14 protein-coding genes are annotated in these 12802 nt (G+C 67.8%); 6 read left to right on the top strand and 8 right to left on the bottom strand.

Annotated features, from left to right (window positions below; genetic code table 11):
• Positions 1 to 90 precede the first annotated feature (90 nt).
• The 4 genes from GT347_RS06905 to GT347_RS06890 all read left to right on the top strand — a co-directional run bounded on the left by GT347_RS06905 (position 91) and on the right by GT347_RS06890 (position 3240).
• Positions 91 to 1449: a hypothetical protein gene (locus tag GT347_RS06905; RefSeq protein WP_160551260.1), complete on the top strand. Its 1359-nt coding sequence runs from the start codon at positions 91 to 93 to the stop codon at positions 1447 to 1449.
• Between the two features lie 329 nt (positions 1450 to 1778).
• Complete coding sequence (locus GT347_RS06900; RefSeq protein WP_160551259.1) at positions 1779 to 2060, top strand: hypothetical protein; 282 nt, start codon at positions 1779 to 1781, stop codon at positions 2058 to 2060.
• 60 nt (positions 2061 to 2120) lie between these two features.
• Complete coding sequence (locus tag GT347_RS06895) at positions 2121 to 2765, top strand: DJ-1/PfpI family protein (RefSeq protein ID WP_160551258.1); 645 nt, start codon at positions 2121 to 2123, stop codon at positions 2763 to 2765.
• A 19-nt stretch (positions 2766 to 2784) separates the two neighbouring features.
• Positions 2785 to 3240 carry a nuclear transport factor 2 family protein gene (locus GT347_RS06890; protein ID WP_160551257.1) on the top strand — a complete coding sequence of 152 codons (456 nt, stop codon included), beginning with the start codon at positions 2785 to 2787 and terminating at the stop codon, positions 3238 to 3240.
• A 28-nt stretch (positions 3241 to 3268) separates the two neighbouring features.
• Here GT347_RS06890 and GT347_RS06885 read toward each other — a convergent pair whose 3' ends face one another.
• Complete coding sequence (locus tag GT347_RS06885; protein WP_326830389.1) at positions 3269 to 3928, bottom strand: LysR substrate-binding domain-containing protein; 660 nt, start codon at positions 3926 to 3928, stop codon at positions 3269 to 3271.
• Positions 3925 to 4179: a LysR family transcriptional regulator gene (locus tag GT347_RS27930; protein WP_326830388.1), complete on the bottom strand. Its 255-nt coding sequence runs from the start codon at positions 4177 to 4179 to the stop codon at positions 3925 to 3927. Before GT347_RS27930 ends, GT347_RS06885 begins: the two co-directional genes overlap by 4 nt.
• Before the next feature lie 92 nt (positions 4180 to 4271).
• Here GT347_RS27930 and GT347_RS06880 point away from each other — a divergent pair, with 92 nt between their 5' ends.
• Together GT347_RS06880 and GT347_RS06875 are read left to right on the top strand one after the other, a co-directional pair.
• Positions 4272 to 4718 (top strand): ester cyclase, encoded by a 447-nt coding sequence (locus tag GT347_RS06880; protein WP_229722766.1) that lies wholly within the window; start codon positions 4272 to 4274, stop codon positions 4716 to 4718.
• A 64-nt stretch (positions 4719 to 4782) separates the two neighbouring features.
• Positions 4783 to 5349 (top strand): sugar O-acetyltransferase, encoded by a 567-nt coding sequence (locus tag GT347_RS06875; RefSeq protein ID WP_195812403.1) that lies wholly within the window; start codon positions 4783 to 4785, stop codon positions 5347 to 5349.
• A gap of 28 nt (positions 5350 to 5377) precedes the next feature.
• Here GT347_RS06875 and GT347_RS06870 read toward each other — a convergent pair whose 3' ends face one another.
• From GT347_RS06870 to GT347_RS06845, 6 genes are all read right to left on the bottom strand, one after another.
• On the bottom strand, positions 5378 to 6187 hold the full coding sequence (locus GT347_RS06870) for a retron system putative HNH endonuclease (protein ID WP_160551254.1): 810 nt from the start codon (positions 6185 to 6187) through the stop codon (positions 5378 to 5380).
• Entirely contained in the window at positions 6184 to 7590 is a 1407-nt protein-coding gene (locus GT347_RS06865) for an AAA family ATPase (protein WP_160551253.1), read from the bottom strand. The genes GT347_RS06870 and GT347_RS06865 overlap by 4 nt, the downstream gene beginning before the upstream one ends.
• Before the next feature lie 184 nt (positions 7591 to 7774).
• Complete coding sequence (locus GT347_RS06860; protein ID WP_160551252.1) at positions 7775 to 8686, bottom strand: LysR family transcriptional regulator; 912 nt, start codon at positions 8684 to 8686, stop codon at positions 7775 to 7777.
• A 16-nt stretch (positions 8687 to 8702) separates the two neighbouring features.
• Positions 8703 to 9992 (bottom strand): aspartate aminotransferase family protein, encoded by a 1290-nt coding sequence (locus tag GT347_RS06855; protein ID WP_229722765.1) that lies wholly within the window; start codon positions 9990 to 9992, stop codon positions 8703 to 8705.
• Complete coding sequence (locus GT347_RS06850; protein WP_160551251.1) at positions 9967 to 11541, bottom strand: M81 family metallopeptidase; 1575 nt, start codon at positions 11539 to 11541, stop codon at positions 9967 to 9969. Before GT347_RS06850 ends, GT347_RS06855 begins: the two co-directional genes overlap by 26 nt.
• Positions 11538 to 12509 (bottom strand): Bug family tripartite tricarboxylate transporter substrate binding protein, encoded by a 972-nt coding sequence (locus GT347_RS06845; protein ID WP_160551250.1) that lies wholly within the window; start codon positions 12507 to 12509, stop codon positions 11538 to 11540. Before GT347_RS06845 ends, GT347_RS06850 begins: the two co-directional genes overlap by 4 nt.
• Between the last annotated feature and the right edge of the window lie 293 nt (positions 12510 to 12802).

The following is a 12802-nucleotide window of genomic DNA, read 5'->3' as shown; positions in this document are numbered from 1 at the left end:
GCACGGCATCTTCTGTGTAAGTGCGGTGTTACGATTTCGCGGCTCCGCAAAAAGACGGCGCCGTATCGACAACAACACGGACAGCAAAACATGGTTTCGGTGAGCAGGTTCCTGGGTACCAGCGGATTGGCGCTGGCTTTCTTCATGGCAGGTTGTGGCGGGGGAGGAGGCAACGGCGGCACCGTCTATGCGCCGATCAGCGTCAGCCTGCAGGTCAACGGCGCGGCCGTCACGCCCAGCGCTTCGGGCGAGGTGGCGGTGGCACCCGGCGACTCGGTCTCCATCGGCACCGACCAGGCCAGCACCTGGAGCACCAGCGCCAGCGACAGCAGCGCCATCACGGTCGCCAAGGCCAGCACCACGACCCAGCTCTGGTCCGGCCAGCTCGTCAACGGCACCACCAGCGCCGTCACCTATACCGTCACCGCCACCTCGGTCAACGGCTCTGGCAACACCAAGGCCGTGGTGCTGAAGGTGGGCGCGGGCGACAGCCGCAACGGCAGCTACAGCGTGTTCGCCACCAACGGCAGCAACCAGAAACTGGCCATCAATTTCGACACGAAGTCGCTGGTCATGACCGACGAGAACAACGTGGCCGCCAGCGCCACGATCTCGGCCAATGCCAGCGAGGCCGGCACCTGGGACATCACGAGCCCGCTCAACCCCAACACCACCAACACCGCGCGCCTGCGGGTGGCGGCGGATGGCAACAACATCGTCGGTTCGTTCCCCTTCGCGGTCGCCTTCGCCTCGCCGGTGCGTTATGCGGTGACGGCCTTCGTGGCATCGCGCGCGCTGGTCACCACCGCGGCGCAGCTCGACGGCGTCTACAACCGCCTGGGCATCGACATCACCGCCACCGGCCGCGACTCCAACATTCGCCAGGTGCGGGTGCGTGGCGCCGGCACCATCTTCGAGACCTGCAACAGCGTCGCCGTGACCGCCATGGCCAGCTGCAGCAGCTTCAACACCTACACGGTGACGCCCAACACCACGGCCGGCAGCTGGCACATCGTGAACAACGCCGACGCCACCGACATCGGCAACTTCCGCATCGCCGTGATCGGCGGACAGAACGTGTACTTCGGCGCCGGCGCCGTGGTGCCGGACGGCCCCACCCGGGTCTTCCGCATCGGCCCGCAGGACATCTCCACCTTCGCCAACGTCACCGCCCGCGGCGCCGACACGCTGGGCGCCTGGGGCAAGGCCGACGTCACTTCGACCAGCCTGGCATCGACCGGCGTGGACACCACCGGCACCGCCTATGCGGTGAACCTGGACCTGAATACGCTCGCCAGCATCGGCCCGCTGGGCATGCGCGGCGGAACCTCGCGCGAGATCCCGGCCAACAAGTTCTTCGTGACCCAGGGCGCGAAGATCGGCGCGGTCGTGGGTGCACGCACGAACACGGCGACGCAGGGCTATATCCAGATCGGCTTGATCGACTGAGCGATCGCGGCTGAGGATGCCTCGTGATCCGCTCGCTGGATTGCGTGCCTCGGCCAGCCTGAACTACATTTGCCCCTCGCGCAAAAAAAGCGCGGACAGGATTGGCGTCCTGGCAGTTTCCCTGCGGCGAAAGCCGCAGACCCAGCAACCGCAACCCTGCGGCTTTCATTCGATTCGTTTATGGCGGCTCGAGTGGGAGGGCTCACGCCCTGCCGGGTTCTCCGCGGGGAAACTGCCGGTACGCCAACCTGTTCGGGCCGCCGCCACCTTCATGTGTTGAAGCGCGGTCGGCGGAGTTCCTTTGTGGAGCCATCGATCAGGAGGCAAGCATGAAGACAGAGAACCCGGAGTCGCAACCAGAGCACACCGACACCGTCCAGACCCGCGCCTTGCTGCGTGAAGTCAGCACCCTGGCCACCAACGCGATCGTCCTGTCGCGTCCCCGGACGGCCACCGCCGACAACCAGGAAGAAGACGACCGCGAAGACCGCATCCTGCTGATGCGCCATGCGCTGGAGCGCGTCGGCTGGGTGGCCGATGTGGCGCTGCGGCAGCTGGGAGAGCAGGGCATGTTCGAGCGGGCGGAAGACTGGATGCTGGCGGATCGCTGACCCGGCAGCGGCCGCGCATCCTGGCTACCATGGCGGGTCGCCAACTTGCAGGACCCGGTCATGAACTTCGGCATATTGATCTTCGAGAATGTCGAGGAACTGGATTTCATCGGACCCTGGGAAATGCTGACCATGTGGAAGGCCCAGGCGTCTTCCGGTGGCCCCGACCGGTGCATCCTGGTGTCCGAGTCCGCAGGGCCGGTGCGCTGCGCCAAGGGGCTGTCGGTCAACCCCGACCACTCGTTCGCCGACTGCCCGCCGCTGGACTACCTGCTGGTCCCCGGCGGCCAGGGCACGCGCAAGGAAGTGAACAACCCGGCGCTCGTGCAGTTCGTGGCCGACCGGGCCCAGGACTGCAAGGCCATGCTGTCCGTCTGCACCGGCGCGTTCGTGCTGCATGCGGCAGGCCTCCTGGGCGGCAGGAAGGCCACGACGCATTGGGCTTCGCTCGACAGGCTGCGGGCCCTCGCAGACGTCGAGGTCGTCGAAGAACGCTTCGTCCACGACGGCGATGTGTGGACATCTTCCGGCGTCTCGGCCGGCATCGACCTCATGCTGGCCTTCATCGCCCATGTCGCCGGCCCGGAGATGGCGGGCAAGGTCCAGTTCCAGACCGAGTACTACCCGGCGGACACCCGTTACGGCGGCTACGAAAACGACGAGCGGGCGCCGGCCTATCTCGGGCCCTCCGCGACAGCACCATGACATCCCTGAGAAAGCTCCCATGACCGTTCGGCTCACCACCTGCATCGCATCCCTGATCTTCCTCGTCCCTTCCATCGGCTGGTCCCAGTCGCATACGGCGCAGGAGGAGTCGAACCGCCAGGCCGTGCTGGCCTTCTACGAGAAGGGCCTGAACCAGAAGGACGCCGATGCGGCACTGCAGTTCGTGGGCCCGCGCTACGTGCAGCACAACCCGGGCGCCCAGGACGGGCCCGAGGGCTTTCGCAAGTTCATCGCGTTCCTGCGTGAGAAGTTTCCCCAGTCGCACAGCGAAATCAAGGCGTCGTTCGTGGATGGCGATACGGTGATTCTTCACGTCCATGCGGTGCGCGAGCCGGGCACACGGGGCAATGCCATCATCGACATCTTCAAGCTCGAACAAGGCAAGATCGTCGAGCACTGGGATGCGGTTCAGCCGATTCCGGAGAAATCGGCCAACGACAACACGATGTTCTGAGCGGTGGGGCCGGCTGCAGGCCGGCTAGTCACAGCGATGCGGCGGTAGCCCCGATCAGGTCCCTCAACCAGGCCTGCGCCACGCTGTTGTCCACCCGCCGGTGCCAGATCAGATGGAATGTCATCTCCGGCAAGGCCAGCGGCGGCGGAAACAGGACGAGATCGGCCGCCTCCTGCGCCGCCGAGGCGAACCGCTTCAGCACCGTGGCCGTCATGTCGGTGCGCGCCACCACGGCGGGCACGGCGAACATCTGCGGCAGGGTCAGGCCCAGCCTGCGTGTCTTGCCTTGCCGGGCCAGCGCCTGGTCGACGATGCCGTGGCGGTCTCCCTCCGGCGAGACCAGCACATGCGACAGCGACAGGTAGTTCTTCATCGTCATGCCGCGACTGGCGGCAGGGTTGCGGCGCGCGACGATGGTGACGAACTCGTCATGCAGCAGGGGCAGGCTGGAAATCCGCGAGTCCGTCTGCGTGGGCGCCACGCCGATGGCGGCATCGATGGCGCCGGCATCCAGCAGGTCGACCGCATGGTCGCGGTCGTTGAAGGCGCGCACGTTCAGCAGCACCTTCGGCGCCTGTTCACCCAAGGCCTGCAGGAGCGCGGGCAGCAGCACGAAGGTCGGGTAGTCCTGCAGGCCCAGGTTGAAGGTCAGCGCGGCCTGGGCCGGCACGAACCCGGTCGGCTTCACCAGCGTGGCCTCGATCTGCGCCAGCGCCTGGGACAGGGGTTCGGCGAGATCCCGCGCACGCTGGGTCGGCAGCAGCCCGCCGGCGCCGCGCAGGAACAGGGGTCGGCCAGCAGCAGCCGCAGGCGCGAAAGCGCGGCGCTCATCGCCGGCTGGCTCACGCCGACCCGGGCCGCGGCGCGGGTCACGTTGCGCTCGTTCATCAGTGCATCGAAGGCCACCAGCAGGTTGAGGTCTATGCCGTGAAAATCCATGGAGCTGATAAACGTATATATCGATGATTTGTTGGACGGATTTTAGGCAGCTGCCCAGAATCGTCCCGTCAACCAACACATGCGAGTCCCTTTTGTCAGCCACCGAACACCAAGCTAACGCCCGTCTTCGCGCCGAACGCGAAGCCGTCGAAACCTTCTACCGTGCCTTTAGCGAACGTGAGCCCGACCTTGTCGACACGGTCCTCACACCAGACTGGCAGGACATCCCGATGGCACCCGGCCAGGCCGCCGGCCCGGAGGGCATCAAGGCCATCATCCGCATGCTGGGCGAGGCCCTTCCGGATCTGCGCATCACCATTCACGACACGGTCCAGGAGCCGGGCAAGATCGCGGTCCGCGGCGAGATCACCGGCACCCACGAGGGCCCGCTGTTCGGCATCGCCGCCACCGGAAAGCAGGTGAGCTTTCGCCTGTACGAGTTCCACACCCTGCAGAAAGGCCGGGTCGCCACGACCTGGCATATGGAGGACTGGTTCGGCCTGTTCCTCCAGCTGGGCCGGTTCCCGGCGCAGGCTTGAGCGCCGGGCAAGCTGCGGTAGCCTCCGCGGCTTGTCGATTCCCACTGGACCCAGCTTGAACGAAATGGAAAAAGCGGCCGCCGGCCTGCTCTACGACGCCAACCACGATCCCGAGTTGCTGGCGCACAGGGATGCGGCCAAGGCCAAACTCTTTGCCTTCAACCAGACGGCCGCGCACCTGCGCGCGCCCCGCATCGAGATCCTGCGTTCGCTGCTGGGCCGCCTGGGCGAGGGGCCGGTCTTCGATGGCCCCTTTTTCTGTGACTACGGTTTCAACATCGAGATCGGCGACCACTTCTACGCCAACGTCAACCTGGTCATCCTCGATGCCGCCCGGGTGCGCATCGGCCACAACGTCTTCATCGCGCCGAATGTGGGGTTGCACACCTCCGGCCATCCGCTGGACGCCGCGCGCCGCAACCAGGGCCTGGAGTACGCCTATCCGATCACGATCGGCGACGACGTCTGGATCGGCGCGGGGGTACAGGTGCTGCCGGGCGTGAGCATCGGCCCGGGCAGCGTGATCGGCGCCGGGGCGGTCGTCACGCGGGACGTGCCGGCGGCGGTGGTGGTGGCCGGCAATCCGGCCAGGATCCTGCGGCCGGTCGCGGGTCCGGATCGCGCGGGTTGAGGCGTTTGCGGCGGAAGCCCATCGCCGTTCATACAAATAGCGCCTGGCTTGTCTCAAGCCAGGATTCAGCCGGAGCACCGATCCCACTGCGCTCCGCCGACCAGAAACGCAGCAAGTTGCCCCGAACGTCGGGCTGAAGCCTGCCTGCGACGAACAGCTCGATCGCATGACGCTGCTCCAGCGGCGTCAGTGGGATGGCTTGGATTTGCAGGAGCAAGGAGACAAATGCTGTCCGCACGTCGTCCCCGATGTCCTGCCGGGTCTTGCGCAGCCGCTCGCAGTCAAGGTTCAGAAGCTCGATCGCCCGTAGAACATCGGCCTGCTGCACCGCTGCCGCGGTGCAGCAGGCTGCATCCACCTCCAGCGTGCCGTCCATAGCCACCTGCACCAAAGGATCGAGCAGCGGCAGGTTTCGCGGGTCGCAGGGCAACACACTCGCATCCTTCGTCTGGCCGCACGATGTGTTCTGCTTCGACTGGTATCGGCGGGATGGGTCGTCGTGGTGTGGCCAGGTTCCGCCGCAGCAGGCCAGCGCCAGGTTCTGCCAATCCAGTACCCGTCCGGCAGCGCCCGACTTCGGCAACACGTGTTCCACCTGGCAGTCCATCGGCACAAGCGTCCCGGCGGCGTTGACCAGCCGCTGCTCGCAATAGATGCACAGGCCCTGTTGTGCCCGGGTCAGGTGATCGAGCAGTTGTGCATGGGCGGCCCGGTCCGCCTTGAATGCTTCCCAGGCGGCGGCGGCTTCATCGGCCGGGCGCAGCGCTTCGTCCGGGTGATTTGTGTTGTATTCCCGAAGCAGGGGAGGCTGCGCCGCGAGCGCGCGCACATGCTTCACGGGGCGTTCCCCGTGATCTTGCGGAGGAGCTCGCGTTTCTGCATTTCCAGGTCCGCCTGGTGCAGCCGCTCATCGCCCGGGAGGACTGTTTCGAGTTCTTCACGCAGGGCCTGGGCGGCCTGCGCCGCGCCTTGCCCCTTTCTCACGAGGTCCGTGTACGTTTTCAGGCGCATGGTGTTGGGGCCATCGGTCGCATCGCCTGCGCGTTCCTTCGCGCCCATCAGTTCGATGAGGATGCGTTCGCTGGTCGCTCCTTCCGCAAACGGAACGGGTTCGACCAGCACTTCCCCGTCGCCGGCCACCAGCTTGCGCACCGACGCGGCCGGCACCGATCCGATGACCTGTTCGGAGTGCGTGGTCAGCACCCACTGGGCGCGCGGAAACGCATCGCGCAGGCCCTTGACCACACGGGCCTGCCATGTCGGATCGAGGTGGAGGTCGATTTCATCGATCAGGATGAGCGCCTCGGTGTTGGTGCCTCGGTCAGGCGCTGCCAGGTTGTCGCTGGGATTGAGTTGCACCATGCGCCGGGCAATGTCGACGACCAGCGCGAAATGCGTCCGGTAGCCATCGGATAGCGAGGCGATGTCGATCTCTTCCAGCGAGCCGTCCGGGTGCGTCAGATCGACCATCATGCGCAGATTGGGCCTGGTCTCTATGCGCGGCCTTTGGCAGCGCAGGCCGGCGCGCATCACGGCACCGCGCACCCATTCGAGTGGTGGATGGCAATAGTCGAAGTCCTTGCGGCGTTCCCGCTCCCGGCGCTCCTCGTCCTCGGCCACCACGAACCACTCGAACACGCTCTTGAAGCGGGTGCTGGTCTTGAGCGATTCGTCGAGGGCGTTCAGGCGATGGAAGTCGTTCTTGAAGTCGCGCTTGCGCAGCGGCAGGGCTACCACCGCGCGTTCCGTGCCGTAGGCGGCCACCAGCGGTAACGCGCTCGCCGTGCCGGCGTCGTCCTGGCCGGCTTCCAGGGCCTCTCTCAGAAGCGGGTCGAACTTTTCGTGAAGCTGCTTCAGGCCGATGAAGGGGCCGCCGGCGCGGTCCGCTGCCCAGCGCAGCTTGTGGACGTCCCATTCGAGCCGGTTTGCGCAGGTGACGGTGACTCGCGCGTAAGCGCGCTCCACGCCACGTTTCTCATTCCACTGCGGGTGGCTCTTCCAGGGAATGCGGATGTCGCCGTGCTTCTGGAAAGTGAGCCCCTTGGCCTTCGGGACACGGGTGACATAGGCGCCCAGGCCGATGGCGAGCGCGTCCAGCAGCGTGGTCTTGCCAGCGGCATTGATGCCGAAGAACACGGTCACATGTTCATGCAATTCGACGGAGAGGTCTCGGACGCCGCGAAAGTTCTCGATGTGGACCTTCTGGACCGGCGCGAGGAGCCCGAATGGAGGGGTGTTCATTTTCCTGGGTGTCCTCAATGATCTTCACACTTCACTGGAATCCTTGCGTGGTTCAAGCGCCCGCATGCACGTTGGGCGCCATTTTGCCCTTGCGCAACGTCGGCGGGACCGCCGCCAGGGCGATCGGGAAGCATGTGGCCAAGCAGAGGCAGCAAGTGCTGCCGTGGCCTCGATTCGATGCGGATCAGTCCTGCCTGACCACCCAGGCCTGCGTATCCACCCGCGCCTTCAGGAAGTCCACGAAGGCCCGCACCCGCGGACTGTGCTGCTCGCGGTGCGCATGCACCAGGTAGATCGGCTCCGGCATCGGCAGGTGGAAGTCGCCCAGCAGGGCCACCAACCGCCCGGCCGCGAGGTCCTCGCCGATATGGAAGGCCGCCAGCCGCACGATGCCGGCGCTGTCCAGCGCCAGCTCGCGCAGCATGTCGCCCTGCGTGAAGGAAGCCTGGCATTCGACCGGCACCACCACCACACCTTCGCCGCGCCGGAACGACCAGCTGTTCCATGGGCTCGCGAAGCTGAAGTTGAAGCAGGTGTGGCGCAGCAGGTCCTCCGGCACGGCGGGTTCGCCGTGCCGTGCCAGATAGGAGGGCGCGGCGCAGACCAGCCAGTCCGAGGCGCCAATGCGATGCGCCCGATGCGGCGAATCGGGCAGCACGCCGCTGTGGATCGCGATGTCCACGCCTTGGTCGAACAGGTCCACGTACTGCGCACCCACCGACAGCTCCACCCGCAGCTCCGGATAGCGGGCCAGGAACTCGGGCAGCCAGCGCAGCAGCTGGTGTTTGGCGAAGGTGGGCAGGGCGTGGATGCGCAGCACGCCGGCCACCCGCTGCGCCAAGGTGCCGGCGGCGGACTCGGCCACCGCCATCGCGTCGATCACCGCCCGGGCGCTGGGCTGGTAGGCGGCGCCCTCGGCGGTCACGCGATGGGCCTGCGGCCCGCGCTGGAACAGCTTGACGCCCAGCCTGGCCTCCAGCGCCGCGATGGCCTTGCTGACGGTGGAGGGCGCCAGGTCGTGTTCACGTGCGGCCGACGAGAAATTGCCCGCCTCGATGGCCCACAGGAAAATGCGCAGCTGGGTGTAGAAGTCCATCGCGCGAACGCTGCCCTCAGGCCGATGCGGGGATGGCCTTGGCTCGCGCGGGTGCGGTGCTGCCGAAGTCGGCGGCCATACGGGCGGCCGCCTGTGCGAAGGCGGTTTTCATTTCCCCGAGCACCTCATCGTCATGGTCGAAGGACAGATAGATGCGGCCGTAGGGCGAGGGCATGACCAGCAGCCCCGCCTCGCGCAGCGCCAGGTGCAGCGCCTTCGAGAACGCGGGCGATGCGGCCCGGCTCGCCTCCTCGTAGCTGCGCGGTGCGGTGGCGCAGGGCCACACGCTGAACACCGTGCCGAAGCCGCTGGTGCTCACGGTGATGCCCTGGCGGGCGAACTCGGCCTCGATGAAGCCACGCAGGGCATCGCCCTTGGCAGCGAGCGCTTCGTAGTCGCTCTCGCGCAGGCATTGCAGGGTGGCGAGCAGCGCGGCGCAGGCCATGGGGTTGCCGCTGAAGGTGCCGCCGCGCAGCACGGTGCCGCGCTCGAAGCCGGCCAGCACCTCGGGCCGGCCCACCACGGCCGATACCGGCACGCCGTTGCCGATGGCCTTGCCGACGGTGGCGATGTCCGGCGTGAGTCCTTCGCGCAGGCTGGTCAGGCCCGCGAAGAGCCGGAAACCCATCAGCACCTCGTCGACGATCACCAAAGCGCCATGCCGGCGCGCCACGTCCTGCACATGGCGCAGGTAGCCGGGCGCGGCCATGATGCAGCCGGCGTTGGCGAGCATGGGCTCCATGACCACGGCGGCGATGTCGCGGTCTTCCTGAAACAGGCGCTCGACGTCCTCGAAGTCGTTGAAGCGCAGCACGGTGGTGCGTTCGGTGGCGGGCCTGGCCCCATCGGCGAAGGCTGCTTCGGCGGTCGAGACATTGCCGAGGGTGACTTCGTCGAACCAGCCGTCGAAGCCCGCCGCCATCTTGGCGATGCGGCCCCGGCCGGTGAAGGCCCTCGCGGCGCGGCAGGCCAGGTGCACCGCCTCGCTGCCGGAGTTGGTGAACATCACCTTGCTCATGGCGCCGGTGAACTGCGCCAGGGCGGTGGCGGCCGGGTGCTCGCGTACATGGGCCCAGGAGGGCGAGGCGGCATCCTGCAGCGCACGGGCCACCGGCTCCAGCACGGCGGCCCGCGAATGGCCGAGCAGCACCGCGCCGAAACCCAGGGCGGTGTCGATATGGCGGCGGCCTTGTTCGTCCCAGAGATAGGCGCCCCGGCCGCGCGCGATGAAGAGTTTTTCGCCATGCAGCTCGGGCAGCACACGTGCCGAGCTGGAAACATCACCCACCAGATTGCTCATAAGCATTCCCAAAGTCCTGTCGGCCTGTCGTGAAATCGAACTGCGTTGATCGGGCCGGGACGGCCCGGGCATGGAACTCCGGCGCGTCCAGCGGATAGAGCGGACGGGCCTTCTGCAGGTCCAGCGTGGTGGGGTCGAACACCGTCAGCCCGGGGGTGGCGATGCACACGCAATCGCCCCAGTCGCCGAAGGCCAGCTTGAAGTGGTAGCCGGACTTCACGACGATCACATCCGCGCCATCCAGATCGATGCCCAGGTCCAGGAAGCATCCCGGGTCCTGGCTCATCAGCGGATTGCGGGTGATGAGCAGGGTGGCGCGGCCGGCCTGCAGCACCGCGTATTCGCCGACCTGCAGCGTGGCGCCGCGCATGAAGGCGCCGCGGTTGCGGTAGACACCCACGCCGGTGGCCAGCACGGTGCCTTCGAGCTGCAGCGGTGCCTCGGCTCGCGTGATGCTCCAGCCCACCGGGAGCGTGACCTGCGCTCCGGCGCCGGCCTGCTGGCAGAGCATCAGGGCAGCGGGATCGGTGACCGGCGCCACCACACGCAAGGCCGGGTGCCGCGCCAGCACCTGCCTGGCGAGGAACAGGCTGTCGCCGGGTGCACCGGCCAGCACGCGGTCGCCGAAGTCTCCCAGCACGACGCGGCCCCGGGCCTGTGCCAGCACCTCTTCCAGCGTGGGCAGGGCGTGGGTGAATTCCGCGCGGGCGCTCCAGATGCCTTCTGCCAGCGTCTCGGCCAGGGCCGCCGCGCTGTCACGGCCTTCGGCACCGGTGGCATAGACCAGCAGCGTCTGCCCCACACCCGCGCCGTCGATGAAGGGGTTGACGTTGAAGATGGAGGCGTCGAGCAGCCGCGGGTCCGCAGCCACCCGTTCGCGCGCCAGGGTGTGCAGCCGCAGCAGCGGACCGCTGCCGGTCTCGTCGTTGCCGCCGGTCAGCATGGGCACCAGCACCTGCATGCCCACGGGCCGCAGCTCGCCCTTCAGCATGCCGGCCAGCACCGTCGCCACCCGCTCGCCGGTGGCGGCGGCATCGCCGTGGGGATTGGTCTTGTAGGCGGAGGCGAAGTCCAGGTATTCGAGCATGCCGCCGCCGGCATGGCCGTGCAGGTCGAAGCCGGCCACGATGGGCACCCGTGGCCCCACGATCTCGCGCAGGCGATGCAGCAGGTCGGCCTCGGCGCTGTCCAGGCTCTCGGTCTGGATGCAGCCGTGCAGGCACAGCGCGATGGCGTCCAGCGGACCGGAGCGCGCGGCTTGCAGCAGCGCGGACAGGATGTGGTCGTAGGCGGCGTCGGTCACCCGGCCGCCCGGGCTGGCACGCGCGGCGATGGAGGGCACCAGCTCCCAGCCGGCGGCGACCCCGGTGCGCAGGATGCCGCCCAGCACCGAATCGGCCTGCAGGTTCTGCGCGATGACCTCTTCGCCACGCTCGATGGCGAAGGCCTCCAGCGGCGTGCGCAGCGGCGTGAAGCCGTGGGCCTCCTGGAAGATCTGGCCGACCAGCACACGCGGCGCGCGGCCGGTGGCGGTCTGGTGGGGAAGGTCGCTCATTCGAGTCGGATGTTGCCGGCGTCGGCCAGGGTCTTGAACTTCTTCAGCTCGCTCTCCAGCAGCGCCCGGAAGGCCTCGGGCCTGCTGCCCACGCCGGTGCCGGCGAACTTCTCCATCGTGGCGACCATGTCCGGCGTGGCCAGCACCCTGGCCGACGCGGCCTGCAGCCGGTCGACGATGGCGGCGGGTGTCTTCGCTGGCGCCACCAGGCCGAACCAGGAGCTGTCGTTGACCGGCTTCAGGCCCACTTCCTCGAAGGTGGGCACGGCCGGCAGCTGCGGGATGCGTTTGGGCGCGGCCACGGCCAGGGCACGCAGCTTGTCGGTCTGGATGAAGGGCAGGGAGGAGGGCAGGTTGTCGAACACCGCGTCGATCTGGCCGGCCATGGCGTCCTGCAGGGCCGGGCCGGCGCCGCGGTAGGGCACATGCAGGATGTGCGTTCTGGCGGACTGGTTGAACAGCTCGCCCATCAGGTTGGCTTCGGAGCCGGGGCCGGGCGAGCCGTAGGTCAGCTTGCCGGATTGCTCCTTCTCGCGGGCCAGGAACTGGGCCATGGTGCTCACGCCCAGGTTGGGCGAGACCGTCATCACATTGGGCACCGACACCAGCTGGGTGACCGGCGCCAGGTCGCGCAGCACGTTGTAGCTGAGCTTGGGGAACACGGCGGGATTCACCGCATGCGTGGTGACCGTGGCCATGCCGATGGTGTAGCCGTCGGGCAAGGCCTTGGCGACGAAGTCGGAGCCGATGGCGCCGGAGGCGCCGGCCTTGTTGTCCACGATCACCGGCTGGCCGAGTTCGCGGGTCAGCCGGTCGGCCATGGCGCGGGCGATTAGGTCGGTGGTGCCGCCGGGCGCGAAGGGCACCACCAGCTTGATCGGACGGGCGGGCCAGGCGTCGGTCTGCGCCCATGCCGGCGATGCGGCGGTGGCGGCGGCGAGGGCCAGGCCCAGGAGGAGTTTTTTCATGGCGAGGTCGGGAGGTGGTTCGGGGCAGCAAAGGTTTCGCTGCGGCCGGCGCAGTCTAGGAACTCGCGCCGGGGGCGAACAGGGGGCGCGGGAGGGACGTCCACAAAACTGGACTGGCCGGCAAGCCGATGCGCGGGGCGGCCGCACGTTGGTGCATCGCCGTGACGTCGGGACGGGGGCGCGCCGCTGCCCTGTGCCGGGGCGCGGCGGCCCGCGTTTGCGCACCGATGTGGAGGGCTCACGGCCTTGGCTGCGCGCGGCTTTGGTAAACATATTCACCACCCGGTGCCGGC

The sequence above is a fragment of the Xylophilus rhododendri genome (assembly GCF_009906855.1).
In the GTDB taxonomy this organism is placed as follows: domain Bacteria; phylum Pseudomonadota; class Gammaproteobacteria; order Burkholderiales; family Burkholderiaceae_C; genus Xylophilus; species Xylophilus rhododendri.
The sequence above is the reverse complement of the archived record's forward strand: the minus strand, read 5'-3'. Positions and strand labels throughout refer to the sequence as shown.

What these genes read in the sequence shown, in the direction of transcription:
- GT347_RS06905 (WP_160551260.1), top strand. Translation starts at nt 91, where the DNA reads ATGGTTTCGGTGAGCAGGTTCCTGGGTACCAGCGGATTGGCGCTGGCT.
- GT347_RS06900 (WP_160551259.1), top strand. Translation starts at nt 1,779, where the DNA reads ATGAAGACAGAGAACCCGGAGTCGCAACCAGAGCACACCGACACCGTC.
- GT347_RS06895 (WP_160551258.1), top strand. Translation starts at nt 2,121, where the DNA reads ATGAACTTCGGCATATTGATCTTCGAGAATGTCGAGGAACTGGATTTC.
- GT347_RS06890 (WP_160551257.1), top strand. Translation starts at nt 2,785, where the DNA reads ATGACCGTTCGGCTCACCACCTGCATCGCATCCCTGATCTTCCTCGTC.
- GT347_RS27930 (WP_326830388.1), bottom strand. Translation starts at nt 4,179, where the DNA reads ATGGATTTTCACGGCATAGACCTCAACCTGCTGGTGGCCTTCGATGCA.
- GT347_RS06875 (WP_195812403.1), top strand. Translation starts at nt 4,783, where the DNA reads ATGGAAAAAGCGGCCGCCGGCCTGCTCTACGACGCCAACCACGATCCC.
- GT347_RS06865 (WP_160551253.1), bottom strand. Translation starts at nt 7,590, where the DNA reads ATGAACACCCCTCCATTCGGGCTCCTCGCGCCGGTCCAGAAGGTCCAC.
- GT347_RS06860 (WP_160551252.1), bottom strand. Translation starts at nt 8,686, where the DNA reads ATGGACTTCTACACCCAGCTGCGCATTTTCCTGTGGGCCATCGAGGCG.
- GT347_RS06855 (WP_229722765.1), bottom strand. Translation starts at nt 9,992, where the DNA reads ATGCTTATGAGCAATCTGGTGGGTGATGTTTCCAGCTCGGCACGTGTG.
- GT347_RS06850 (WP_160551251.1), bottom strand. Translation starts at nt 11,541, where the DNA reads ATGAGCGACCTTCCCCACCAGACCGCCACCGGCCGCGCGCCGCGTGTG.
- GT347_RS06845 (WP_160551250.1), bottom strand. Translation starts at nt 12,509, where the DNA reads ATGAAAAAACTCCTCCTGGGCCTGGCCCTCGCCGCCGCCACCGCCGCA.